General features: G+C 64.5%; 17 protein-coding genes. 11 read left to right on the top strand and 6 right to left on the bottom strand.

Annotation, left to right across the window (positions count from 1 at the left end):
• Complete coding sequence (locus ACQR13_RS24735; RefSeq protein ID WP_434843935.1) at positions 1-960, top strand: DMT family transporter; 960 nt, start codon at positions 1-3, stop codon at positions 958-960.
• A 530-nt stretch (positions 961-1,490) separates the two neighbouring features.
• Here ACQR13_RS24735 and ACQR13_RS24730 read toward each other — a convergent pair.
• Entirely contained in the window at positions 1,491-2,261 is a 771-nt protein-coding gene (locus ACQR13_RS24730) for an acyl-homoserine-lactone synthase (RefSeq protein ID WP_434843936.1), read from the bottom strand.
• Between the two features lie 78 nt (positions 2,262-2,339).
• Complete coding sequence (locus ACQR13_RS24725; protein WP_315715569.1) at positions 2,340-3,074, bottom strand: LuxR family transcriptional regulator; 735 nt, start codon at positions 3,072-3,074, stop codon at positions 2,340-2,342.
• 1,188 nt (positions 3,075-4,262) lie between these two features.
• Between ACQR13_RS24725 and ACQR13_RS24720 the strand changes: the two genes are divergently transcribed.
• Positions 4,263-5,246, top strand: a complete 984-nt coding sequence (locus tag ACQR13_RS24720; protein WP_315715570.1) for a SphA family protein — start codon at positions 4,263-4,265, stop codon at positions 5,244-5,246.
• A gap of 89 nt (positions 5,247-5,335) precedes the next feature.
• Here the strand turns inward: ACQR13_RS24720 and ACQR13_RS24715 are convergent, their stop codons facing one another.
• The gene (locus tag ACQR13_RS24715) at positions 5,336-6,244 is read right to left on the bottom strand and encodes a LysR family transcriptional regulator (protein WP_315715571.1); all 909 of its coding nucleotides are present in this window, start codon (positions 6,242-6,244) and stop codon (positions 5,336-5,338) included.
• A gap of 145 nt (positions 6,245-6,389) precedes the next feature.
• Here ACQR13_RS24715 and ACQR13_RS24710 point away from each other — a divergent pair, with 145 nt between their 5' ends.
• Genes ACQR13_RS24710 through ACQR13_RS24675 form a run of 8 tightly spaced genes read left to right on the top strand, consistent with a single transcriptional unit; the run spans position 6,390 to position 13,762 of the window.
• A complete protein-coding gene (locus tag ACQR13_RS24710) occupies positions 6,390-7,547 on the top strand; it encodes an alpha/beta hydrolase family protein (protein ID WP_315715572.1) in 1,158 nt (385 codons plus the stop codon).
• Positions 7,548-7,570: 23 nt separating this feature from the next.
• Positions 7,571-8,524 carry a VOC family protein gene (locus tag ACQR13_RS24705; RefSeq protein WP_315828106.1) on the top strand — a complete coding sequence of 318 codons (954 nt, stop codon included), beginning with the start codon at positions 7,571-7,573 and terminating at the stop codon, positions 8,522-8,524.
• Positions 8,508-8,867 carry a Rieske (2Fe-2S) protein gene (locus ACQR13_RS24700; RefSeq protein WP_315715574.1) on the top strand — a complete coding sequence of 120 codons (360 nt, stop codon included), beginning with the start codon at positions 8,508-8,510 and terminating at the stop codon, positions 8,865-8,867. The genes ACQR13_RS24705 and ACQR13_RS24700 overlap by 17 nt, the downstream gene beginning before the upstream one ends.
• Before the next feature lie 37 nt (positions 8,868-8,904).
• Positions 8,905-10,035, top strand: coding sequence for an FAD-dependent oxidoreductase (locus tag ACQR13_RS24695; protein WP_315828108.1), 1,131 nt, complete (start codon positions 8,905-8,907; stop codon positions 10,033-10,035).
• Positions 10,036-10,084: 49 nt separating this feature from the next.
• Positions 10,085-11,242 (top strand): MFS transporter, encoded by a 1,158-nt coding sequence (locus ACQR13_RS24690; RefSeq protein WP_316174801.1) that lies wholly within the window; start codon positions 10,085-10,087, stop codon positions 11,240-11,242.
• A gap of 16 nt (positions 11,243-11,258) precedes the next feature.
• Complete coding sequence (locus ACQR13_RS24685; RefSeq protein WP_434863322.1) at positions 11,259-11,834, top strand: cupin domain-containing protein; 576 nt, start codon at positions 11,259-11,261, stop codon at positions 11,832-11,834.
• Complete coding sequence (locus ACQR13_RS24680) at positions 11,834-12,835, top strand: fumarylacetoacetate hydrolase family protein (protein ID WP_315715577.1); 1,002 nt, start codon at positions 11,834-11,836, stop codon at positions 12,833-12,835. The genes ACQR13_RS24685 and ACQR13_RS24680 overlap by 1 nt, the downstream gene beginning before the upstream one ends.
• A 3-nt stretch (positions 12,836-12,838) precedes the next feature.
• Positions 12,839-13,762: an NAD-dependent epimerase/dehydratase family protein gene (locus ACQR13_RS24675; RefSeq protein WP_315828109.1), complete on the top strand. Its 924-nt coding sequence runs from the start codon at positions 12,839-12,841 to the stop codon at positions 13,760-13,762.
• 513 nt (positions 13,763-14,275) lie between these two features.
• Here the strand turns inward: ACQR13_RS24675 and ACQR13_RS24670 are convergent.
• From ACQR13_RS24670 to ACQR13_RS24660, 3 genes are all read right to left on the bottom strand, one after another.
• Positions 14,276-14,839, bottom strand: a complete 564-nt coding sequence (locus tag ACQR13_RS24670) for a DUF4399 domain-containing protein (RefSeq protein WP_316186890.1) — start codon at positions 14,837-14,839, stop codon at positions 14,276-14,278.
• A gap of 382 nt (positions 14,840-15,221) precedes the next feature.
• The gene (locus ACQR13_RS24665; RefSeq protein WP_316201043.1) at positions 15,222-16,736 is read right to left on the bottom strand and encodes a formylglycine-generating enzyme family protein; all 1,515 of its coding nucleotides are present in this window, start codon (positions 16,734-16,736) and stop codon (positions 15,222-15,224) included.
• Between the two features lie 37 nt (positions 16,737-16,773).
• Positions 16,774-21,810 carry a helicase gene (locus ACQR13_RS24660; RefSeq protein WP_434863321.1) on the bottom strand — a complete coding sequence of 1,679 codons (5,037 nt, stop codon included), beginning with the start codon at positions 21,808-21,810 and terminating at the stop codon, positions 16,774-16,776.
• A gap of 917 nt (positions 21,811-22,727) precedes the next feature.
• On the opposite strand from ACQR13_RS24660, the gene ACQR13_RS24655 reads away from it, so the two are divergent.
• Positions 22,728-24,566, top strand: coding sequence for a porin (locus ACQR13_RS24655; protein WP_315715581.1), 1,839 nt, complete (start codon positions 22,728-22,730; stop codon positions 24,564-24,566).
• The last annotated feature ends 20 nt before the right edge of the window (positions 24,567-24,586 follow it).

Raw genomic sequence — 24,586 nt, 5'->3', positions numbered from 1 at the left:
ATGGCGGTCGAGGACGCATCTTTGGTCAAATCGGGTGATACGGAAGCCGACTCCTCGGGCGCGCCGTTGCCGCCGGTCGACTCAGGATCCAGTCGATCCGGTCCCTATGTTTTGGGGCTGATCGCAGTCATGTTTTGGGGAACGACTCCGGCCGCGACAGTACTGGTCGCCCATGACATGCCCTCATCGTTGATCGGGCCGTCCAGACTTCTCCTGGCCGCGATGTTCCTCCTACCAATGGTTCTCCTGCTTCGGCCGCCGCTTCCGACCGATAGGGGAGGTTGGATCGCCGTCGCGATCAACGGTATGATCGGGTTCGGTGGTTCGTTCTTTCTGCAGGGTCTGGGATTCTCGCGAACGTCGACTTCGCACGCGGCTCTCATCTTGGCTTGCGCTCCGGTGTTTACATCCATCATCCAGCATGTGCTGTCCCGGACATTTCCCCGCACTCTTTGGCTGATCGGAAGTGCGATGGCATTGTGTGGTGAGACGTTTCTGATCGGCGCTCGTTCGAACGGCGATGTCTTCGGCAGTGGAACAATGGTGGGCGACGTCATCGTTCTCATCGGCACCATTACGGTCAGCATTGGATATGTGGCAGGCGCTCGCGCATCTGCGCGAATTGGCCTGTTCGGAGCGACGGCATGGTCGATCATCTTCGGTGCTGCTCTTGTGACGCCGCTGTTGCCCTCTGTCTTGGAGGCGATCTCCGGGGTGACGGTCGTAGGAGGAGGGGCCCTGTTCTTTCTTGCGGTCTTTTGCACCTTGATCGGATTCGCCGCATGGTTCTGGGCTTTGGACAAGGGAGGCGTCTCGGCGATTGCGCCTCTGCAGTTCGGACAGCCGATCGTATCACTCTTGATAGCCGTGATCTTTCTGGGAGAGCAGCTTTCGATGAGCATTTTTGCTGCAGTTGGATTGGTTCTCACGGGGGTATACTTCTGTCGAAAGTCGGCGTGAGAGGTCGTATCCCGCGAGGTGGGTCGCCGGTTAGCAATGCGGCTCTTGATGTGCGTTCCGCAATAGCGGCTGGGCGAATTGCTGTGCTGGATGAATGCGGTTGCAGGTTGTTGTTGTCAGCGAGCCGAACCGCAAGGTCGAAGAACAGCGTTTCGTTCAAGAACTCGTCGCGGATCTCTGCATCCGGTTCATCATGACGCTGCGGGTGAGCTCGGTACTTTGTCCGAGACGATCGCGCCCGGCTTGCCGTCCGGTGCGACAATCGCAGTCAGCCCGCGCTTCCTGTCGCCCGAGAGCGAAGTATCGGCAAATGCTCCCAGCCATTCCGCGGTGACGATCGTCGATCGCACAGCTGTCAGCGCGAACGCTGGCTCGGCACGCTCTTGGCGCGGCGGACCGCAAGCTGCTGATCGGCACTCGAACTGCCGAGCGCTCGTCCCTGGACGGGGCTTACCGCCTGCAGGTGCTTGCGGGCGGCTCGCTGTAGCCAACAGCCAGAAGGCAACTTGGGCTCGGAATGACAGGTCTGGTTAGGTCACCGGCATCGCCGCGCTGTAGGTGCGGTTGGCGCCGTCCACCTGCAAGGAGCATAAATCTAACGGCTCGGGTACAATCTCTCGTTGCGCGTGAAGTACCCCGGTCCTGCGCAGCGCTCCTGCGCAGATGTGACGTTTTGCTTTGGAAGCGGCGAGGTCTCGGAGGGATGGTTGGTCCAAGATGTCAGTGTCGATTCCCAAGCATTTGCGCGATGTAGATACCGTACGGTCAGAGACTCTCGCCTCCAACGCAAGGGTCGGTCGCCCATCAAAGACCACGGGATCGGCGAGTGGTTGCGCATTCCATCCAAGCCGGTTCAGCCGCCGTACCCAACCCGGTTTGGATTGCGCGATAAGACCCGTGATGCCGAGGTACTGACAGATCTCTGCTATGGCGACCATCAGTCGACGCGAGGCTAGAACGTCACCGTCTCCGATCTCGGACCTGGCGCAAAGACGGGTCCATTCGAAGATGTCCGGCGCCTTCGGATATGATCGCCCCCGCACCAGCTCCGGATACACGTGCGACAGGAGATGCGGCCTGGTCGTCGGAAGAAGCCGCGAGTACGCCATCACCCGTCCGTCGTGGATATCAACTACATGCAGCGCATCATCACCATCAAACTGGTCCCGATCGCGCCGGTCCGGCTTGACAAGGCTTGACCACGCAAGCGCTTCCACGAAGATCCTATATCTAAGATCGTAGATTTCATCCATAAGGCTGGGGGTCGCCAGTTTTGAATCCTCGTAGAACGCAAATATCATCATGGTCTCCTCGGGTAGGGAGACCAACCGATCATTTTGCAGAAGTATTGGCGATGCCGTTCTAGTACAGTATTTACTTCATACTGGCTTTAGCGAACCGTTCAATATCGCGATGCGGACGGCCTCTGTTCGGCTGCCGGCGCGAAGCTTCGACATCGCGTTGCGAAGATATTGATCGACGGTTCGCTTGGAAAGACGAGCCTCAAAGGCGATTTCCTTGGATTTCAGGCCGTGCATCGCCCAATGTAGGCATTCCAGTTCGCGCGGCGCGAGCACGCACGCTCGCTCCTCTTTCGCCGTTGCAGGTCTTTTCGCGTGTATCATTTGGTCGACACGCTGATGACTGAGTAACGCCATGAAATGAAGATTGTGCCGATCGCTTCGCTGCAGCGGCTTGGCGCCCGTCGCAAACGATACGCAGGTTGTGCGCATTTGCGGACCGTGGATCGGGACCGTGAAGCCGTCAATCAGTCCTGCGTCCCTTGCTTCGTCCATGAGCTTTCGTTGTTTTGCGGTGAGCGGCTGAACCGCACACTCCTCGCTCCAGACGTACGGCGTCGCTCTTTCCCGAAGCAGTTGGGCAATCGGGTCTATATGGACATAATTTCTCTCATTATAATATCTGATCCAGGCATCATTCCAGCCACGTAGCTGGATATGAGGCTCGAGGATTTCCATTCGGCTCGGCAGGTCAGCGATAAAGACGCCGGTCACTCCGAAGCGCTCAGTGGAGGCTAGAAGCAGCTCGAGTAGGCTGTCGATGCTAGTAGCATCAGCGATAGCTTCGCCATAGGCCTGAGGGATCTCAAACATTGCCTTCTGTCTCGAACGCAAAGTAGTCAGGATACTGCCGATAGCTGACGGATATCTCTCGTCCGGACAGTCACCTTAGAAGTTCGCGAGTCGCCACACATTCAACCAGCGCACCTCCTCCCGACGTTCCGTTCAGAAATTCCTCGTCTCGCCCGCGCGGTCGTGCACAAAAAAATTGGAGAGTCGCTTCTTCGACATGCCCTACAACCTCTGCGGATGATTAGCAGTGACGGTATAGGAATGCAACCGTTCTGGTTTCCTTGGAATGGTTTTTTGCAGATTGAATGGCAATCTGGTCGGAGCGGTGCGTCGAATGTCTGCCGTACGACTCTGGTAATCGGCCGCAGACATCAAGAAAGCTGTGGCGAAACCCATTCACCGATTCCTCTGCTGGGCAGCTCTCGCTGCCATCAAACGCGACCGAACGATAATGAACGGCCAGAAGCCGGCGGCCCCGACGTCCTGGGTAGGAGACGAGAGTGTCAGCGAATACACGTATTGATTGACGATGAGAAGACTGACCCAGCCAGCACTTGAAAAGCGGTCTGCAAGCGCTGCGTTTTTTCGCCATCAACGCGAACAGCCGGCCTGCTGAACCGATCGCGCCGCGCGTCCGGATACGACGCGTTCATTGAGAAGGCAAACAACCGATTGATATTGCGGCAGTTCGTCTCGACGATTTGCCAAAATGGCTTTGATATCGTTGCATCATCAAACTGATTTTGAATCCGCCATGCGGCCTCTCATCCAGCAGCGTGGCCCGACGTCATGAAATCGTCATTGGTGGAATGACCATGGAAGTTACTGGCAAGTCATACGCCTCTTAATCAGCGGGTCCTAGGTTCGTGCCCTATGCGTCTGCCGCCAACAATCTATGGTTGTGTTTGATCCAAGGCCTGAACTGCAGGCCTCGTACGGGCAATCTTCAACACGGTGGGTGAGATCGATTATGTCGTCGGTGACGTGCCCGTGGTTGCTCACTCTGCTCGAACCAAGGAGCGCGACATCAATCGACGCCCGTGAGGCCGGCACATCGAGACTGTGAATAGCTTGGATCAAAACGATCAATTTTACGAATGATCTGGGATCGCTCATCAATGACGCGATCGGTCGGGCGCGGGCGCGTCGCCATGAGGTCGGTCGGGGGCAAGCTCGTTTCGTAGAAAACGCGCCACCAAGGGGGGATTCATGACAAGAGGACTGCAGCGGTCCGCTTCCGCAGCGTTGATGTTGGCCGGGATGATCCAGGGTGCGTGGGCCGCCGAGAACGCGGCCACCAACTATCCGGCGGGCTCGCCCGGCGTGTTCATTGCGTCGTTTCCGCCGATCCCGGGCCTGTTTGCGATCAGCCAGACCAGCTACACCAGCGCCAACGGCCTGTATGACGGGCAGGGCAAAAAGCTGCCGATCGACTTCAAGCTCTCCGCCGTGTCGGAGACGATGCGGTTTCTCGCCAGTTATCCCGGCGACTTTTTCGGCGCCCATGTCTATTCGCAGCTCGTGGTGCCCTTCGTCCATCTCGAAAGCACCAATCCCGGCGGATCGTTCCAGGCCAACGGCCTTGCCAATCTGACCTTCTCGCCGATCATTCTGAGCTGGGCGCTGTCGCCCGTGCAGACCTTCACGGTCGGCCTGGACATCATGCCCAACACCGGCACCTATTCGGCGCGGCAGCCCCTCAACGTCGGCACGAACTACACCACCATCTCGCCCGTCCTCGCCTATCGCTATGCCGATCCGAAGGGCTTCGAATTCGCCGTCTCGCCACGTCTGCTGCTCAACGGCACCAATACCGATTCGGTCAACGCCTTCACGCAGCTGACCCAGCAGTACCGCAGCGGTGATGCGCTGGTGGTCGACTTCAACGCGGGCTATAATATCGGCGCCTGGAAGCTCGGCGTCGTCGGTGGCTATACGCATCAGTATCAGGACGACAAGATCAACGGCGTCAAGGCATTCAATTTCGCCGGGGTGCAGGACGGCAACCGGTTGCGCTCGATCAATGCAGGCCCGTCGCTGACCTATAATGCGGGCCCCTTCCAGATCAACGTGAACTACCAGCATACATTCTACGTCGAGAACGGCAGCCGCGGCGATACGGTCTGGGCCAATCTGGCATTCCCGATCTGGGTGCCCGCGCCGCCGCCCGGAGCCGGACCGATCAAGCGCTGACTCGCGCAAGCTGGATTGATCGCTCATCAACGAAGGCGGCCGGCGTCTCGCGCCGGCCGTTCGCCATCGCCAGTGCCGGTCGACGGTGGTCAGGGCAGCTCGGCGACGACCTCGCGGATCAGAGTGCGCAGCCACAGCAGGCCGGCATCGTTGGAGCGGTAGCGATGCCATTGCACGCGCTGCCGCAGCGCCGGCAGCGCGATCGGCAGCTCGATGATGCGGATGGGAAGGCTGCGCTGGGCGGCGATGGCGAGCCGCCGGTGCACGGTGGCAAGGCGGTTCGTCCCGGCAACGAGATGCGGAATGGCGGTGAACGCGTAGACCGAAACGTCCTCGCTGCGGCTCGTGTTGCGCTGCTCCAGATAATAGGTTTCGAGCGATTGCGCCGCGATCGCCGGCCGCATCACGACGTGGGACGACTTGGCGAAATCCTGCCGTGACAGCTTGCCCTTGCCATACTTTCCCTTGCTCCACGCGATGACGCAGAAGTCGTCCTCGAAGATCACCTCGGACGGGTGCAGCTTGGAGCTGAATTCCTCCGGGATGATCAGCAGGTCGACGTCGCCGCGCTCGAGCGCGCGCTCCGGCCGCTGCACCTGCTGCAGGAAGTCGAAGCGGATACCGGGCGCAAGGGCCTCGCTGCGCGCCAGCAGCCGCGGGATCAGCGTCACCAGCGTGTAGTCCGACGCCAGGATCTTGAAGCAGCGGTCGGACTGCGCGGGATCGAACTCGGCAGACGAGGCGATGGCCCAGTCGACCCGCACCAGAAGGTCCCTGATCGAGTCCTTCAGCGTCTCCGCTCGCGGCGTCAGCTCCATTTTGCGGCCGATCTTCACCAGCAGTTCGTCATCGAAATAGGTTCGCAGACGCAGCAAGGCATTGCTCATCGCGGACTGCGTCATGTTCATGCGCGCGGCGGCGCCGCTGACGCTGCGCAGGTGCAGCAGATGGTCGAGCGCGACCAGGAGATTGAGGTCGAACTTGTTGTTGAAGCGCATGGGCGGCCTCGCTCGAGGTATTCAAGAGATCAATGCGATCAATCTTGTTAATCAATTTTTCGAAATGGTCAAACGGGGCTATGCCAGACCTCGGGAAGAACGTCGAGGAAGACGCGTGGCCGGGCCGCGCGTCGCGAGTGCATTCATGTTCAAGTATTTTCCGACCAACTATGTCTGGAATCTCTCGGTCGATCTCGCGATCGAGATGGGCGCGCGGATCGGCGAGATCGAAGAGATGTGCGCGCCGCTGCAGGAGGCGGCCCGGCAGCCCGATGCCAACGGTACCCAGGCCTTCCGCGAGACCTGGGCGCGGATGGCAGACAAGCTCTGTGCGCTCGCGTCCGAGGACGAGGCGAAAGGGCGGCTGCTGTCGGCCGGCGAGAAATATGGCCGCGCAGCGAGCTATCTGATCACCTGCGAGCGTCTGCAGGCGCACGAGGCGCCGGGGCGGCTGGCGCTGTACCGCAGATGTCTCGACGTGTTCGCCAAGGGCATTGCACTGGCGCGGGAGAACTGCGAGCGCGTCGAGATTCCCTATGAAGGCTCCCACATTGCCGGTCTCATGGTCCGCGCGGAAGGGCGCGACGGGCCGGCGCCGCTGCTGGTGCAGGTCAACGGCCTGGATTCGACCAAGGAGATGAAATACCGCGTCGGCTTGCCCGCCTGGCTCGCCCGACGGGGCGTGTCGTCGCTCGTGATCGACCAGCCCGGATCGGGCGAGGCGCTCCGGCTGCAGGGTCTCACCGCGCGCCATGACAGCGAGCATTGGGCGTCCCGGGTCGTCGACTGGCTGGAGACCCGCAGCGACGTCGACCCGAAGCGGATCGGTCTCGAGGGCGTCTCGCTCGGTGGCTACTACTGTCCGCGCGCGGTGGCTTTCGAGCCGCGCTTTGCCTGCGGCGTCGCCTGGGGTGCCAATCACGATTGGCGCGACGTGCAGAAGAGGCGCCTGCAGAAGGAAGGTGATTTCCCGGTCCCGCATTACTGGGCGCATGTGCGCTGGGTGTGGGGTGCGAGAGATCAGGACGACTTCATGCGGATTGCCGAGCAGGTTCACCTCGACGGCATTCTCGACCGCATCAAGGTGCCGTTCCTGGTGACGCATGGCGAAAAGGACTCGCAGATTCCGCTGCATTGGGCCGAGCGGACCTATGAGCAACTGGTGAATTCGCCCAAGCGCGAGCTGAAGGTCTTCACCGCGCGTGAAGGCGGCGCCCAGCATGCGAGCTTCGACAACAGCATCAATGCCGGCCACTACATCGCGGACTGGGTCGCAGAGACATTGAACGGACACATCGCCTGAAGCAGCAGGTGGAGAGGAAAGTTATGAAAATCGTCGGTCTGGAGAGCCTGATATTCGGTGTCGACGACGTGAGGGGCGCGGCGCGCTTCCTGGTCGATTACGGGCTGACGCCCGTCGACGTCTCCGATCGCGGCGGCCGCTTCGAGGCGATCGACGGCACCGCCGTGGTGATCGCACGGCAGGATGATCCGGCTCTGCCGCCGGCGCCCGTGCCGGGCTGCCGTCTGCGCAAGACGGTGATGGGCGTCGCCGACGAGGCGACGCTGGGGGCGATCACCGCCGAGCTGCGGCGCGACCGCGAGGTCCGGCGGCTGCCCGATGGCTCGATCGAGTCGACCGACGATTCCGACTTCGTGATCGGCTTTCAACTGACGGCACGGCGGCCGTTCATGCTGGCCAGCGAGATTTCGAATGCGCCGGGCGGCGTGGTGTTCCGGCCGATCAACAGCCTCGGCGTGCCGCCGCCGGGCAGCGTGATCCGTCCGCGCTCGCTGTCGCATGTGGTCTATTTCGTGCCCGACGTGGTGAAGGCCGAGGCGTTCTACGTCAACCGGCTCGGCTTCCGCTGCACCGATCGCTTCACCGGCACCGGGCCGTTCCTGCAGCCGGGCGGCTCGCTCGACCATCACACCCATTTCCTGATCGGCGCGCCGCCGCACATGCACGGCGTGGAGCACTTCACGTTCCATTTCGGTGGTCCTTCGGAAATGATCACCAACGGCTATCGCTTCGTCGAGAAGGGCTATCAGGCGTTCTGGGGCCCCGGCCGTCACATCCTGGGCTCGAACTGGTTCTGGTACTTCAATAGCCCGTTCGGCTGCCACATCGAGATGGATGCCGACATGGACCAGCACGATGCGAGCTGGCAGCCGCGCGAGGCGACGGCATCCGCCGACAATTCGCAGACCTTCCTGATGAAGATGCGCAAGAAATGGTACCCCGGCCCCGGAATCCCCGAGAATGGCGACTACGCGTGAGGCCGAGGCGCGATGGATCCGGCTGTGCCGCGCCGATGAGATCGGCGAGGCGCAGTCGCGCGGCTTCGATCCCGATGATGAGGGGCAGGACAGCCTGTTCGTCGTGCGCCGGCACGGACAGCTGCATGGCTGGCGCAACGCCTGTCCGCATATCGGCGGTGCGCCGATGGCCTGGCGCAGGGATGCGTATCTCAACGCCGACGGCACGCGTATCGTCTGTCACGCGCACGGCGCCGAGTTCATGCCCGACACCGGGCTGTGCGTGCAGGGGCCGTGCCGCGGCGAGCGGTTGAGCCGTCTCGAGCTCGTCGTCATCGACGGCGAGTTGTTCGTAAAGTCATAACATGCCCGCAAGGGCGGACTGCAGAGGGGGAAGCACCATGGCAGTGGTGAGCAGGGTGCTGACGATCGGAGGCGGCTTTTCCGGTATGGCCGCGTCGATCCAGATGCGCAAGGCGGGCATCAACATCGATCTCGTCGAGGTCGATCCGAACTGGCGGCCGGAGGGCGCCGGCATCACGGTCAGCGGACCGACCTTGCGCGCGCTCGAGACGATCGGCGTGTTCGCGGAATTCGCGCGGCGCGGCTACACGGCTGACGGTGTCGACCTGTTCGCGCCATCGGGGCATCGGATCGGCGAGATCCCGACACCGAAGGCCGTAGGATCGGATGTGCCCGGCGGCGGCGGAATCATGCGGCCCGAACTCGGGCGCATCCTCGCCGATGCGACGCGCGCCGCTGGCGTTCACGTGCGTGTCGGCTGCACCTACACGCGGATCACGCAGCACGACGGCGATGTCGAGGTCGCCTTCACCGATGGCACGACGGGCCGTTATGATCTCGTGGTGGCTGCCGATGGCGTGCATTCGAAGACGCGGGCGCTGCTGTTTCCCGAGGTCAAGTCGCCGCAATACATCGGCCAGGTGGTCTGGCGCGCCGTGCTGCCGCGGCCGGCCGACATCGTGCGTCCGCGGATGTGGCTGGGTGGTGCGGTCAAGGCGGGCGTCAACCCGGTGTCGCCGAGCCACATGTATATGTTCGTGACGGAGGCGCGGCCGGAAAAGCTCCAGGCCGAGCGCGCGTCCTGGCCGCAACTGGTCGCGGACCTGCTGGCGCCGTTCAGCGATCCCGTGCTGGTGGCACTGCGGGCGCATTTGTTCGCTCCCGACGCCGCCATCGACTATCGGCCGCTCGCCAACCTGCTGGTGCCGGCGCCGTGGAATCGCGGCCGCGTCATCCTGATCGGCGACACCGTGGCCGCGACCACGCCTCACCTCGCCTCCGGCGCGGGCATCGGCATCGAGAGCGGCATCGTGCTGGCCGAGGAGCTGGCTCGCGCGACGACCCTGCAGGAGGCATTCGACCGCTTCCATGCGCGCCGCTGGGAGCGCTGCCGCATGGTGATCGAGAACTCCGCGCAGCTCTGCCGCATCGAAATGGAGAACGGCGACAAGGCGGAGCACGCCAGGATCATGCGCGAGTCGATCGTCGGGCTGACGCAGCCGATCTGAGCCAACAACATCAACGAACAACATCATCAACGGGGAGGAAGCCATGACGGTGACGACGGAGACGTGGCGCGGACGCATCGCGCTGATGGTCGCGCATTGCGCCGGGATGGTCGATCTCGTCGCGCTGCCGGTCTGGGTGGGCGCGCTGATCGAGCGCTACAGGTTCAGCCCGCAGCAGGCGGGACTGCTGGCCACGCTGTTCCTGCTGGGCGCCGTGCTCAGCAGCCTGTTCTTCGCACCTCGCTTCAACCGGATGAACGCCCGCCTGGCGGCGGCTGCGGGATATGGCGTGGCCGCGCTGGTGTTCCTGGCCGCGAGCCGAACGTCGGAGTTTGCGCTGCTCGCGATGCTGCACGCGCTGGGCGGCGCAACAGCGGCCTGCGGGCTGAGCTTCACTCACGGCACCATCGCACGCAGCGCCAACCCGCACCGCCTGTTCGCCATCGTCGGAATGGCGCTCGGTGTGTTTGCCATTCTGTTTCTCGGCATGACGCCCAATCTCGTGGCGAGCTTCGGCGGCCAGGCCTTGTTCGTCGTGTTTGCCGGCGTGATGGCGGTCGCGGCGCTGGCGGCGGCGCTGTCATTTCCGAAGGGCGTGGTGCGCAGTGACGAGGATCTGATCGCGGAGGTCAGCCATCTGCCGCGCGCCGTCTGGTTCGGCATTGCCGGCATCAGCTGCATGGCGCTGACCCAGGCGATGCTGTTCAGCTTCATCGAGCGGATCGGCGCTGACCGCGGCTTCGAAGCTGACGCGGTGACGGGCGTGCTGATCGCGCTCGGCTTCGTCAACCTGCTGCCGGCGCCGCTCGCCGCCATAATGGAGCGGCGGCTACCGGCGAGACACGTGCTGCTGGCGGGCCCGGTCTGCCAGGCGCTGATCGCCGTGACGATCACCTTCGGCTCCGGCTTCGTCGCCTATGCGGTCCCGACCGCGATCTTTGCCGCGGTAATGATCTTCACCCACACCTTTGCGTTCGGGCTGCTGTCGCGTCTCGACCCGACCGCGCGGGCGTTGGCCGGCACGCCGGCGATGCTGATGATCGGCGCTGCGATCGGCCCCATTCTCGGCGGCACCTTGGTGCAGCTGTTCGGCTATCCTGCGCTCGGGCTCGGCGCCGTCATCATCTCATCCGTCGCCGTCGTGATGTTCTCGCGCGTGTTCGCTGCGCGCGGCGCGGCGTCCGCCGCCTCTCTCGAAATCGCCTGACCAGGAGGCCTCCAGCATGACCCTTCCGCAGATCCGCCGCGTCGTCACCGGCCATGACGCGCAGGGCGCCGCCGTGATCTCGTCCGACGGCGCCTTGCCAACCGTCACCGAGCTGGCGGCGATCCCCGGCACCTTCTTCCACGAGGTCTGGAGCACGCAGGCAACGCCGGCGCTGATCGACAACGGTCCCGATCCGACGATCGGGCCGCTGCGGCTGCCGCCGCCAACGCATGGCAGCCGCATCCGCTTCGTCGACATTCCGCCGGATACCGAGGACTTTCTCCGCAACGGCGCGGCGCGCATGAATGCCGCGTTCAGCCAGATCGGCGACCCCCACGCCTCGACCGTGGCGACGGAATCGCCACATCCGCTGATGCACCGCACCGAGACGATCGACTATGGCATCGTCATCTCCGGTGAGATCACGCTGGTGCTCGACAAGGGCACCGCTGACCTCAAGGTCGGCGACGTGGTGATCCAGCGCGGCACCAACCACGCCTGGGCCAACCGCAGCGACAAGCCGTGCCGGATGCTGTTCATCCTGGTCGACGGCAAGTTCGGTCCCGAAGCCAACCCGACCAAGGCCAGCTGATGAGACTCGCGACCTATCGGAACGGCAGCCCCGACGGCGGCCTGGTCATCGTCTCCGGGGATCAGGCGCGCGCGTGCAATGCCAGCGCCATCGCACCGGATCTGCTGACGGCGCTGCGGAATTGGCAGCAGGTCGAGCCGGCGTTGCGCCAGCTCGCTGAAAGTCTCGAGGATGGATCGGCTGCCGATGTAACGGCGTTCGATCCCGCGCGATGCCTCGCACCGCTGCCGCGCGCGCCGCAATGGCTGGATGGCTCGGCCTTCCTGAATCACGGACGGCTGATGGATGTCGCCTTCAACAAGCCGCCGATCCCCGACTTCGACACCGTCCCGGTGATGTACCAGGGCGCCAGCGACGACTTCCTCGGGCCGCAGGACGATGTTCCCTTCGTGACAGAAGCTGATGGCATCGACTTCGAGGGCGAGTTCGGCGTCATCGTCGACGACGTGCCGATGGCTGCTTCTGCCGAAGAGGCTGCGCAACGAATCCGGCTGCTGGTGCAGATCAACGACTGGAGCCTGCGCGCGGTCGGCGCGCGCGAGGTTCGCACCGGCTTCGGCTTCCTGCAGGCGAAGCCCTCGACCAGCTTCGCGCCGTTTGCGGTGACGCCGGACGAGGTCGGCGATGCCTGGCGCGATGGCCGGCTCGACATGGCCCTGCATGTCCGGCGCAATGGCGAGCGGATCGGCGCAGCCTCGGGCCGCGAGATGGCGTTCTCGTTCCCGCAGCTGATCGCCCATGCGGCGCGGACGCGGCGGTTGACGGCCGGCACGATCATCGGCTCGGGCACGGTCTCGAACGCCGATCGCGCCGCCGGATCGAGCTGCCTTGCCGAGGTCCGGGCGATCGAGATGATCGAGCACGGCGCGGCGCGGACCTCGTTCCTGCGCTTCGGTGAGGAGGTGACCATGCAGGCCTGCTTCGCCGATGGCCGGCCGGGTCCGTTCGGGCGTGTCGCGCAGCGCGTGGTTCGTGCGGCGGGCGCCGATCGGCCGGATTGAACCATGCGTATTCTTGTCACGGGGGCCGCGGGCTTCATCGGCCGTGCGCTGCTGCATCGGTTGCTGATCGACATGGACGGTGCTGAAATCACCGCACTCGATCTCGCCGAGGCGCCAGCGGGATTGTCCGGTGCGCGTCTGTCCTGGATCCGAGGCGGCCTCGACGATCCCGCCGTGCTCGAGCAACTCGGCGCCGCGCCGTTCCACCTCGTGTTCCACCTCGCCAGCATTCCCGGCGGCCGCGCCGAGGCCGCGCCCGCGCTCGGCCGCCGCGTCAATCTCGATGCGTCGCTGGATCTCTTCCAGCTGCTGGCGGAGAGCCGACATCGGCCGCGCGTGGTCTATGCCAGCAGCATCGCCGTCTACGGCGCGCTTGCGGAGGCGCGGGTCGGCGCACGCACGGAGGCGCGGCCGGCGATCACCTATGGCGCGCACAAGCGGATGGTGGAGATCGCGCTCGCCGATCACACGCGACGCGGAGATCTGTCGGGTATCGCACTGCGGCTGCCCGGCATCGTGGCGCGGCCCAGGCCCGTGAGCGGCTTCGGATCGGCGTTCATGAGCGAGCTGCTGCACGCGCTGTCCGCGGGCGAGCGCTATGTCTGTCCGGTGTCGCCGGGCGCGACGGCCTGGTGGTTGTCCGCGAAGGCCGCCGTCGACAATCTCCTCCTCGCCGGGAAGCTCGATGTCTGCGGAACCCTGCAGCTTCCGGCGCTTCGTCTCTCGATCGCCGAGGTGGTGGACGGCCTGGCGCAGCTGCTCGGCGCGGAGCGCGCCGCGCGCGTGACGTTCGATCCCGATCAAGGCATAGAGGACGTCTTCGGCCGCTATCCCGAGTTGGATGCCACCGCCGAGCTGGCCCTCGGCTTCGCCCACGATGGATCGGTGGCGGAGATGATCGCGAATGCGGTGCGCGCGATCGCATGACGGGGAATGAGCCCAACTCGCCGGACCAGCATCTGTCGGGCGAGGCCACGGGCACCGCAGCCATGGCGTCCCGAAAGGAGTGCTGATTCTTTGAGTTTGTTGGTTTTCCCTGCTTCCTTAGGGAGCGCCAGTTTCCAAGCTGAACTATTGATTTCTGGGAGTTTGAGCCGGACTACATGTTCGGCAGGATGGGCGTTGACGCCAAGGTCGGTGGTGCCGCAATCCCAGGCTGGACCGTTACGGCTCTGGTGTTCATTCCATTCGCGGCTGGTTATTTCCTGTCGTACCTGTTCCGGACGATCAATGGCGTGGTCTCCCCGCGCCTCGCCTCCGAGCTTGGACCGATGCTGATGATCGCTCTTGGCGCTCGCCGAGGCGAAGCAAGCCACGCGTCTGGAGGTCGTATCAATAGAGCCGAGCCGGACAAATGCAGTGCTGCGGTTGGAGGCTCCGGCACGTCGCGATGAACTGATGTGCCGGCCGAACCGGCTCCATCGGGGAGCGGGCGGAGGCTCATTTCGCACCCGACAGGAAGCTCTTGATGAAATCGACGGCTCCCGCCGATTTTGCCGGATCGGACGGCGGCGCTTCGGTGGCCGACGGTTGCGCCGCCTGACGCGCGGTGTGCGCGTGAAGATGCCGCGTCCGCCGGTGGGCGTAAGTGGCGCTCTGCCCGTGCCTCTGCGAAGCACTGCTCACGGTGATCGTGATCTTCTTCGATACCAGCGGTGGATCGAAGTTGAAGTGCATGCCGTCGCCCAGGACGAGCTGCAGGTTATGCTTGCCGGGGGGCAGCTCGATCAGGGCCTCGGTCTCGCCCGCGCCGTAGTGCAGGTGCTTTCTGTCCTGCGGAATCGGCTCGCCCGGGCTGATCGGCTCATCGGCGTCGATCAGGAGGTGATGATGGCCGGTGTTGGCAAAGGCGTCACCGGCATGGGTCACGCCCATGTTGCGAAGTCCGAACCGGCACCAGAACGCGGTCTTCACGGTGTCGCCGTCGGTTGGCGTGATGAAATACAGGTAGGCGTCCTTCGGCGCCGTTTTCGCCTGCGCCCATGCGAGAGTCGGCAACAGCACCAGCGTGCAGGCCAACACGGTGGACCCGAGCGTCGCGACTGCGGCGAGACGACGTCGTCGCCAGGGCGTCAGATCCAGTAGCGGCGCGCGACGCGTAGATTTCTCACTCCACATATCCCCAACTCATAAACAACGACGATCATCGATCGCAAATATCGAACGGTGTAGCCGGTCCATGAATGGGGCGTAGCGCGGCAAATTTGAGGTTTCGATCGGTCTCGTCCTACGATTCCCGATAAGAATTTGAATAAAGAGGCTCGGCAGACCAGGCGTCCTGCGGATCTGCGACGCTGGTGTTCGCTGTGGCGCGAGACATTTGCGGGCGCAGGCCCCGCATCGGCGTCGACGGCACGCTGGCCTGGCTCAGCATACCGCGGCCGCATCAGAGCGAAAGAGCGAGGCGAAAGCCATGGGTCGGATACCTGACGCGCCCATCATAGCGGTCGCGGCTCCCGCTGCGGGCATAGCTCGCATCCTTCTTCCATGAACCCGAGCGAATGACATGGACGAAGCTCTGCTCGTCGATCCATGCCGAGCCATCGGACGGCGCGCCCTGATAGCTCTTGTGCCAGCTGTCGGCCACCCATTGGTCGACGCTCCCGCCCATGTCGAACAGGCCAAACGGATTGGCCGCAAAGCTTCCGACCTTCATGAGCTGCGCGGGCGCGCCGGGCTCGTTGCATCCGTTGCAATTGGCCATGCCGGAGCGCATCCGGTCGCCCCACCAGAACGCCGTCGTTGCGCCGCCGCGCGCTGCATATTCCCATTCGGCCTCGGTCGGGAGCCGGAACGGCTTGCCGACGGCCCGCGAGAGCCAAGCCAGATAGCCCCTGACGTCGTCGTAGCCGACATTCGTCACGGGGTTGTCGTCCGGGCCGCTCATCACGTCGGCGCATGCCCCGTCAGCCACGCACGCCTTCCACTCGCCAATCGTGACGGGGTACTTGCCGAGCGCGAACGGCTTGGTCGTGACGCGGTGGACCGGAAGCTCGGAGCTCTCGACGCCGCCCATCGCGAATGCCCCTCCTGGAATCATCACCATGTCAGGCAGGCGAATCGCCGCTGCCTCCGCCGGCCCTGGGGTCGCGGTCGACTCTGCTGCCGGCGCAGTCTCGGGAGCGGTCGCAGCGCTTGCCGACGCGAGCAGGGCGGGTGCCTCGAGCGGCGCGGTTTCCGTGGAACGCGAGAGCGTTGCAGGGTCCGAGGGCGCGTCCGGCATCGGCGCCGGGGCGGTCGCGGCCGACATGGCCTCTGCCGTGACGACGCGCCCCGAACTCTCGACGCTTGCGCGGCTCCACGCGGCCACGGAGGCCTCGGCGGCTTGCGGCTGTGTTGGCGGGGGAGCGGCCGGCTCCCGCGCCAGCATGAACCAGCTGGCGGCGGCAGCGAGCAACAATGCGCCGAGGCTGGCCGCCGCAGCGCGGGTCCAGACCAGCGGCCTGCGCTCCGCCCTTGCTGCGGCCGCGCGCAGCCTCGTGGCCAGCTTGTCGTAGCCGTGCGCCTGCCAGATCTCCGCGCGGCTGCGCGCCTCGTTCGGGGCGTATTGAGCGATCGAGACGCCGGGAATGCTGCAGACGACCCGTCCCGCCTGTCCGCCACCGGGAGCGGTGGCCTCGACCTCGGCCGCATCGCATCGTGCGGCGAGCGATTGCTTCAAGGGGCCGCACATCATCAACAACAGTCCGCCGTCGCCCCTGCTGCGGCGCTCCTGGATCTCGGGGCAGGCGACCTGCTCGTCGAGGCGGTGGAAGCCGGGTGGGCGCAGCGTGTTCATCGCCACCCGCACGATCCGGCCGCACTGCTCGCAAGGCACCGGATAGGTCACGGCGGTCAGCGGTCGCTCGTCCCGATCGGTGACCGGAGCCTGCGATGGCGCGAGGATGTCGATGCCGATCATAGGACGGCGCCTTCCGTGCGTCGGCCTTGCCGCCGGATCATTGTCCCCAGGCGGCAAACGCATCCTTGAACGCGCGCTCACCGTCCGCTCCCTTCTCGATCGCCAGCACCGCCCGGCTGCCGCCATTGTAGACGATCGGGATGTCGATCCAGTCCTTGCCCTTGAGCAGCAACACGTTCCGCTTCATGTCGACATCCCCCGCCGACAGCGCGATCATGAAGAACTCCGGCGTCACCTTGGCGGTCATGGTGGTCAACGGGGTCCCGCGACCCGCTTCCTTGGGCTTCATGCTGACGCCCTTCAAGGTCTCCACCCCGGCGTGAGACGGGTCGTCCGGCCAGTTGAACTTGATCTCCATGATGTGGCTCGCCGGCATTTCGGCTTCCTTGTTTGGACGCAGCGACAACGTCGCCGTCATCCTCTTGTCGATCTCGACATCGCCTTTGATCGAGGCTGGCACCGCTCCTGCCGCAGGCTCGACATGCCAGGTGACTTTCCCGAGATAGCGCTTGCCGTGCGGATCCTGCGGATCCTCCTGGTACAGCACGGCATGTGACACCATCGTCTCGGTCGCGCTCCCCGTGGTGATCGCATCGCCGCCAGCACCGCCCCTGGCGTCAGGCGTTATCCGATCCGCGATGACCTTGCGCGGCTCGGCGGCGGCCGGCGAGGCGGCATTCCAGGACACCGGGAGTCGGTTCAAAACGGTTTGCAAGGACGTCGTGATCCGGCTCGCCGCCGGCTGCCAGTAGATCGATGCGCCAACCACCGCGACCGCCAAGCCGGCGGCAGCGGCCATCATGTGCCGGCGGAGCGAGCGGTGTGGACGCCTCGCTCCATGATCAGGCCGCGGACGCCGACCCGGCGACAGCGCGCGATGATCGATATGCACGGCGTCGCGCTCCGACTCGGCTTGGCCGCGCGTCGTCGTCTCGGACAGTTCCGCCGGGCGGGCGAGCACGGCCACCCGCGCGATGGTGGCATCGTCGGCCGGCGACCTCGCAGCCTCCGCGAGCCGATCGGCCGCGGACGGCTGATTCTCCTCGATCTCGACAGGCGCTGCGGGCGCGACGGACGCGGGCGGCGCAGAGGCGGGCGTATCAGACGACGAGGCGGCACGCGTTTCATCGGTCGCGACCTCATGCTCGCGGCGCCGCGTTGGACGCGCCCCGATGCCGGCGCCGGCGCGGTTGCCCAGCCAATCCGGCACCGGGCTCTCGATCGAGATGGCCGGCTCAGCGCGTTGCTCCGAGAGCCGCGCCAGCGACAGGCTTTCGGCCACCGTGGCGATCTCGTCTTCCAGCGAATAGGCGCGGCGCGTTACGGATCGCGCGGATGCCGGGTGATCCTCCGCCGCGCCAGTGAGCCGCGCGGCAGCCGGATGCGGGCTGGTCGCCGGCTGTGCCGATGGCTGCTGTGAGCCGACGGCTGCAAGCGCGACCGGATCGACCCGGCGAGCGTGCTCCCGAAGTCTGATCATCCGGTCGGGAAACAGCATCTTGACGAAATCGCAGAGCGCTGCGCCCGGCAGCAGGAACCGGCGCATGGCAGCCGGACCGCTGCGCAGGATGCTGCGTGCGATGGTTTCGATGTCGTGCTCACCTTGCGCGACGCGCTCGCCGGTCTGCCGATCGTCCTCGATGACGACGACCTTGCGGGCCCGGAGCATCGCAGTGAGTTCGCGGAGATCGGATTGCGAGGCATCGTCGATGACGACGAGATCAAATGCGCCGAGCCGGGCCGGCAACTGCTCGGCCACGCGCCATGCCGGCACCAGCTGGCATGGGATGCCTTCGTAGCAGCTCTCGAGTGCCTCGCGTGCGGCCTGACGCAACCGGCACGCGATGGGGCCGGAACAGGTCGCTGCCATCTTTCTCAGCGTGGTCATGAACACGGTGAGCGCCTGCCTCATGGCGCTGCCGGTGTTCTGTGCCAGGCCGAGATGCATCCGTGCCACGACGACCCGACCGAACAGCTCGCGCAACTGCATCTCCAGTGCCGCGCGCTGGTCGGACAGGTCCTGCAAACGCTGATGCTGACCGATGCCTTCGGTCTGCCGCATCAGCACTGCCCAATTCCAGGCCATCATCCAATCTGCAACGAGCACCGGATCCCCGGTCTGTGGATGTGCCGGCTCGGTCCTGATCCGCCGGGCGAAGGCGTCCGCTCCGGCCTCGGTGATCGCTCGGCAGACCTCGTCGAGCAGTTCGAAATCCTGGCGCCGGTCGTGCAGCGACTGCAGCCGGGTGCGAAGGGTGCTCCAGCGTGTCTCGATGTCGCGCGGGTCGACACCGTCGCGGCCGATCTGCGAGAGCACGTCGGCATGAGCCTGCGTTGCGACCTTGCCGCTGCCGCCAAACAGCTCGTTCAGCCGGGTGAGCTCCAGCCGCTGCTTGCCGATGCGGAGAGCCATGCTCCTCACTGCGGCTGCGAGCGCGGACAGTCTTCGGCCGTCACCGAGCAGTCCGGCGATCGCGTCGTCCGGCATCGACAGCTTCGGTGCGGCGGTGAGAACATTGCGCTTCGCCAGCGCCGCCAGCACGATCGCGGCCTCGACGCTTTTGACGACGCGCTCGTGACCGTGGAACGTGTGAGAGGAGTCCGGCTCGGGCGCAGGCGCACCGATTTCGGCCGCCAGCGATCGCCATCTGGCGTCGAGCGAATGCAGGTGACGACGCCAGGTCAGATAGTCGCGAACATGGCCCCAGTCGGCCGCGCCCTTCGGCGCGAAGCCAGCCACCCTGATCGCCTCCACGGTCTGCTTCAACGCACGGCCGGACAGGGAGAATGTCGCGAACGGCCTTGCTCCGGCCGACAGCCGTTCGACAATCGTGAGCAGTTCCTGGCTGGCGAAGGCGTCCGCCGGCGTTTCCACCGGCCGAACCAGGAAGCCGGCACGTTGCGACAGCAGGGACGACGCATCGCGGGCAAAATCGACGAGGATGCCACCGTCAACCGACATTGCATCGGCCTTGCGGCCGACCGGCGACAGCGCTGCGAGCCAGGGCTCGTCGGCAATGATCCGGTGGGCCGCCGCGAGCGCGTCGAGGTCGCCGGCGAGCAAGTCCGCTCCGTCCGGCCCGAGCTCCGCGATGATCTGGCAGGCAAGCCGGCTGTCATGGCTTTCGCCGTCGATCCGCGCCGGCTGCAGGTCCTCGTGCAAACGTCTCACGGTCACGGCGTCCGGCAGGGCCGCGATTTCCGGGAGCGCGTCGTCGACATATGCGAGATCGGTACCCAGCCGAACACGCGCCTCACGGGCCTGCTCGACTGCCGCAACCAGAAGGTCGCTCTCACTCACGAATCGTGACGGCTGATCGGTGAACCAGGCATAGGCGTCGCGGTCGGCGATCAGCGTGGTCAACGCGTCGAACGGCAGGTCGGGGACACCGGATGACCGCAGCATGCTGCGGCTGGCGATGTCTGCGAACGCGTCATCGAGACGCGTTATCTCGACGCTGGTCGCGATGATGTCGCGCTCCAGCCGATTGACCTGTTCCGCCTGCGCGCGCGGGTTCGTGGTCTTGAGGATCGACAGCAGCCGGCTGACGACTGTCTCCGCATGCTTCAAGACGTCCTTGTCGGAGCCGGTTAGATCGACGGTCAGATCACGGACAGCGCGCGGCAGCTTCTCGGACAACAGTCCGAGTGCAGCCTCGTTGCGCGAGACGACGAGAACGCGCAGGCCCATTGCGAGGTGATGGCAAACCAGGTTGACGAGGGTGGACGTGCGCTCGGACCCGCGCGCGCCTTGCACGACAAGTCCGTCCGATCGCCGGAGCTGTCGCACGACCTCCATCTGGTCGGAGTTCGTCGGCAGCGGAAAGAACAGGTCGCCGTGATCCGCCGCGATCTGCGCATCCGGCCCGACGTCGATCGGTTCACCGATCACGCCGGATAGACGACGGCGCGCGCCGTCATGGGCTTCGTGGTCCGGCGCGCCAAGCAGAAGGCGAGACAGTGCGGCCAGGCAGCAAGCGTCGCCGGGCGCGTATTCGATCGCTCGCTTCAGCCGCTCGATGTCGCGCAACAGCAGTGCGTCCGAGCGCGGCCGCGCAAAGATCACCCAGCGATCGGAGACGACCAGTTGCTCGTCCTCCTCGGGAAGCAGCAATGCGGAGTCGGGCATGGTGGGACAGTAGATCCCATGCGGGTCGAGCTGTGAGCCGATGGCGCTGAGAACCGGCTCGAAGCTGGCGGGCTGGAATGGCGAAAGCTCGTTGCCGCGCTCGATCGTCTCGAGCAACTGCTCGGCCGTTTGCCCCGCCAATCCGGCCGCTGATGTCAGCGGTTCGAACGCCTTGAGATTGACCGTCGCGCCGACCATGCGGGGCCGGATTCTGATTTCGGTGTCGGAGCCATCGAGGACCTCGATCTCGACCAGGCGTTCGAGCAGCGGAAGATCCAACTCGCGGCCTTGTTGCCGCCAGCGTGACACGCCAATGCCCCACACGATTTCGCAGCTGCCATCGTTGCCTCCGGCTCCCGCCACGCGAGCCATCTCGCGCAATCGCTGATGAACCGCGATGGTCTTGCGGCGTAGCCGCTCGGCCGCGGCCCAATTTGTCCACGAGCCGGCGAGATAGCGGTCCAGACGCTCGACGATGTCCGGGCGTTGCTCAAGATGCAATCGCACGTTCCAGAGCCCGGCGGCCACCCCCGGGCCGTTCGCCGGCGAGCAGTGCTCGCCGCGTGCGTCACCGGCCGCGATCAACCGGTCTTTTTCCGCCGCGTGCACCGTGATCGTCACGCGTTGCCGAACCAGCGGGCGACGGTCCGGATCAGCGGACACGTCAATCCACATCGCCAGGTCGTACTCGACGGCGGGAGGATCGGTGGCGACCAGGCGTTCGATGGAGAGCCACACGGGCCCATCAGCGTCGAACGTGTTGTAGGTAATGCCGGGCAGCTTCTCCAGCTCATGCTGATGGAACACGAAGCATTGTCCGCCCGCAAGCCGATGGTCAGACAGGCGCGCGACCGCACGTGCATTGCGCAGGATCATCTCGGTGAGATACCCAAGAACATTCTGCAACGGTCCGGCCGCCGGCTCCAACCGATGGACAGCGTTCATAGTGCCTCTCCGATGATAGCGGCGACCAAGCGAAGCAATCGGTTCACCCTCAACTCCCGTCCTGACGTCCGTCCCGCTTTGCAGAAAATTCCGTCACGCGCGTCGAAGAAGATGGACGTATCTGACTATTCACGATCCTGATGTGGTCAGGCGACGTCTTCGTCGATGGCATTCGAGGGAATACTGAAGCCAACGTCAGATAGACCACACTAACTGGCGAATAATAGCGTCACGCAATGCGGCGTAATGATGGGAGCGAGTCCGGGCGTGTCGTCGACCCTGAAAACTGCGCCAACTGATTTGTTATCATTTCGAGAACCACCGCTGTCGGTTCGCGTAACCGGTTTAGAATCTCTTTAAAGAAGCCGAGCGCCTTACCGGTTTGACTGCCTTGATCGGAAGGGACTGGTATTCGCGTGCGTAGATGCGACATCTCCACGAGAGAAGCGTGCGGCGTCTTGCCGCAATCTCAGTCGCGTCCGCTTGCGGCTTTTCGTTGGATTCCATTGCTTCGTCCGAGCTGCGCCATCGCACGAACGCAATTTCTTTCGGAGTAGGGCCGTCGTTGGCGAAGTGTGACGTCGCTTATTACTTCGCGATGCAAAGGCATGAATGCAGCTCTACGCTGCGCCGCTCGACGCTCCGCACGCCGGACATGAACCCAGCAGCAATTATCAATGACTGAAAACACTTAGCCAGATCTCGGCTGGCGTCCAAGCGATTGGTCGGCAAGCCGTGCCTCCGCCGCGCAACGAGCGCCGCCCAAGTGCTGACACGCGAGCATCTCCGACGAGCCCAAGTATCGACATCGCGGGCTTCTAGCGCGAATGGCTCGCAGTCGCGCACGAATTCTGTGCTCACGGCGGCGCGGGCGAAGGGGATGCACGTCCGCGCATCATCATGGGGAGGTTTGACTGATGGTCTTGATTAGCTGCAGCGGAAGGCGCGCAGATTGCTCCGCGTCTTCACACGACGGCGCTTTGAGTATTGGCAAAGGCGGTGGCCCGCTTCGCGGCCGCGACCGACTCCTGCCATCTCTGCTTGCCGCCGTATCGACATTGGCGTTGAGCGCCGCAGCAGCCCAGGCGGCCGACGCCGGCTCGGCGCGGTCCACGGACGGGGCAGCCGTCAAAGCGCTGATGGCGAAGCTCGAGTCCATGGAGCAGCGCATCAACAGTCTTCAAGTCGAGCTCAAGGACGCCAAGGCAAAGAAGACGACCAGCGTCGGACAGTCCGCATCACTCGCATCTCGCCGCCCGGCCGACCCGATGCCTCTGATCGGCGCCAAGGACGCGCGTGCCGGAGGTGCGAAAGCCTCCGACAACGCGCAGACTGCGTCCAGCCAGCCGGTCGGCAACGCCATGGCGCTCGCCGACTCGAAGGACGTCAGGGACAGTGGGTCGAAGGGGGCTGATGCCGGACCATCGCCATCCCCGGCATCACGGCTGGCGGCAGCGTTCGCCGATTCGGATTCCAAGCCGCGATTTCTGCCGGCAGCAGATCTAAAAGCACCTGCGCCGCAGCCCAGCAGAGACCTGTTCGGCGCCGCGCCGTCGCCGGTCCCCGGCATGAAGATCGGCATGTACGGCGAGATCAAGCTCGGCTCGGTGCAAAATCCCGCAGCGAACGGTCAGTGGCAGAACGGCTTCGACATGGCCCGCCTTGTCTTGCTGCCGACCTATCAGGTCAATGACTCCATCACTTTCAACGCGGAGCTGGAATGGGAGCATGGCGGCACCGCATTCGATAACGACGACAAGCTGCATGGTGCGGTCGAGGTCGAGCAGGCCTTCTTCGACGTCAAGTTCAACGACCACTTCACCCTGCGTTCGCCGGGTATCGATCTCATCCCGATCTCCTTCACCAACCTGTATCACGAGCCGACGCTGTTCTACAGCGTGCAGCGGCCGGAGCTTGCCAACGGCCTGATCCCGACGACATGGTACGCGCCATCGGCAGGGTTTCACGGCAAGATCATCGACGGCTTGAACTATCAGTTCCAGGTCAGCCAGAGCGCGGAGGATTTCGGCGACGGATTCGATCATCGCGGCGACAATGGTCATATCAATCCGGGCGGCTATGAAGGCGGCATCAACGGCTCGGAAGCGCTCGCGCTCTCGCGAGCGCCGATCGGCGATTTCCGGCAGCTGAGCAACCAGCTCGCCTATACGCTGCGGCTGAGCTACACGCCGTCGTTCCTTCCCGGCTTTGCCGGAAGCTCGGCGATCTATTATTCGCCGAACGTCACGCCGCGGGGCGCCTATGCGACGCTGCCGGACGGCAGCGAGGTGCCCCTCGGCAAGAACGCGATGACGATCTTCAATACCGAGGCCCGCTATCGCGTTCCGAACACCGGGCTGGAGCTGCGGGCTGAATATGCCCACGTAAACTTCTCCAATCCGGAGAACCTCCGCGCCAACAATGATCTCGTCGACGACAACAACGTCGGCAAGAACATGTGGGGCTACTCCGGCGAGATCGCCTACCACTTCAGGGCGCCCAACGACTACGACATCGTGCCGTTCTATCGCTATACCCGACAGAACTTCCAGACGTCGGGCATGCTCGGCTCCGATCTCACCAACGGCCTGAACAACATCACGGGCAGCGGTGACATGACGTTCCACGACGTCGGCCTTGCCGTGTTTCCGAATCCCAGCCTGGTTTACAAGCTGAACTACACCAAGGTGATCGATCACAGCGCGGCGGGGGCGATGTCCGACCGGGTTCTCGCGGGCGTCGGCTGGCTCTGGTAGCCGACCGACGCGAGCAGGGG

The sequence above is a fragment of the Bradyrhizobium sp. HKCCYLRH3059 genome, assembly GCF_051168035.1.
Classification (GTDB): Bacteria; Pseudomonadota; Alphaproteobacteria; order Rhizobiales; family Xanthobacteraceae; genus Bradyrhizobium.
Note: the sequence above shows the minus strand (reverse complement) of the source record. Positions and strands in the feature narration are given on the sequence as shown.

Bases quoted from the DNA above. Each gene is read 5' to 3' on its own strand.
- ACQR13_RS24735 (WP_434843935.1), top strand. From the start codon at position 1: ATGGCGGTCGAGGACGCATCTTTGGTCAAATCGGGTGATACGGAAGCC.
- ACQR13_RS24730 (WP_434843936.1), bottom strand. From the start codon at position 2,261: ATGATATTTGCGTTCTACGAGGATTCAAAACTGGCGACCCCCAGCCTT.
- ACQR13_RS24725 (WP_315715569.1), bottom strand. From the start codon at position 3,074: ATGTTTGAGATCCCTCAGGCCTATGGCGAAGCTATCGCTGATGCTACT.
- ACQR13_RS24720 (WP_315715570.1), top strand. From the start codon at position 4,263: ATGACAAGAGGACTGCAGCGGTCCGCTTCCGCAGCGTTGATGTTGGCC.
- ACQR13_RS24715 (WP_315715571.1), bottom strand. From the start codon at position 6,244: ATGCGCTTCAACAACAAGTTCGACCTCAATCTCCTGGTCGCGCTCGAC.
- ACQR13_RS24710 (WP_315715572.1), top strand. From the start codon at position 6,390: ATGTTCAAGTATTTTCCGACCAACTATGTCTGGAATCTCTCGGTCGAT.
- ACQR13_RS24705 (WP_315828106.1), top strand. From the start codon at position 7,571: ATGAAAATCGTCGGTCTGGAGAGCCTGATATTCGGTGTCGACGACGTG.
- ACQR13_RS24700 (WP_315715574.1), top strand. From the start codon at position 8,508: ATGGCGACTACGCGTGAGGCCGAGGCGCGATGGATCCGGCTGTGCCGC.
- ACQR13_RS24695 (WP_315828108.1), top strand. From the start codon at position 8,905: ATGGCAGTGGTGAGCAGGGTGCTGACGATCGGAGGCGGCTTTTCCGGT.
- ACQR13_RS24685 (WP_434863322.1), top strand. From the start codon at position 11,259: ATGACCCTTCCGCAGATCCGCCGCGTCGTCACCGGCCATGACGCGCAG.
- ACQR13_RS24680 (WP_315715577.1), top strand. From the start codon at position 11,834: ATGAGACTCGCGACCTATCGGAACGGCAGCCCCGACGGCGGCCTGGTC.
- ACQR13_RS24675 (WP_315828109.1), top strand. From the start codon at position 12,839: ATGCGTATTCTTGTCACGGGGGCCGCGGGCTTCATCGGCCGTGCGCTG.
- ACQR13_RS24665 (WP_316201043.1), bottom strand. From the start codon at position 16,736: ATGATCGGCATCGACATCCTCGCGCCATCGCAGGCTCCGGTCACCGAT.
- ACQR13_RS24660 (WP_434863321.1), bottom strand. From the start codon at position 21,810: ATGAACGCTGTCCATCGGTTGGAGCCGGCGGCCGGACCGTTGCAGAAT.
- ACQR13_RS24655 (WP_315715581.1), top strand. From the start codon at position 22,728: ATGGTCTTGATTAGCTGCAGCGGAAGGCGCGCAGATTGCTCCGCGTCT.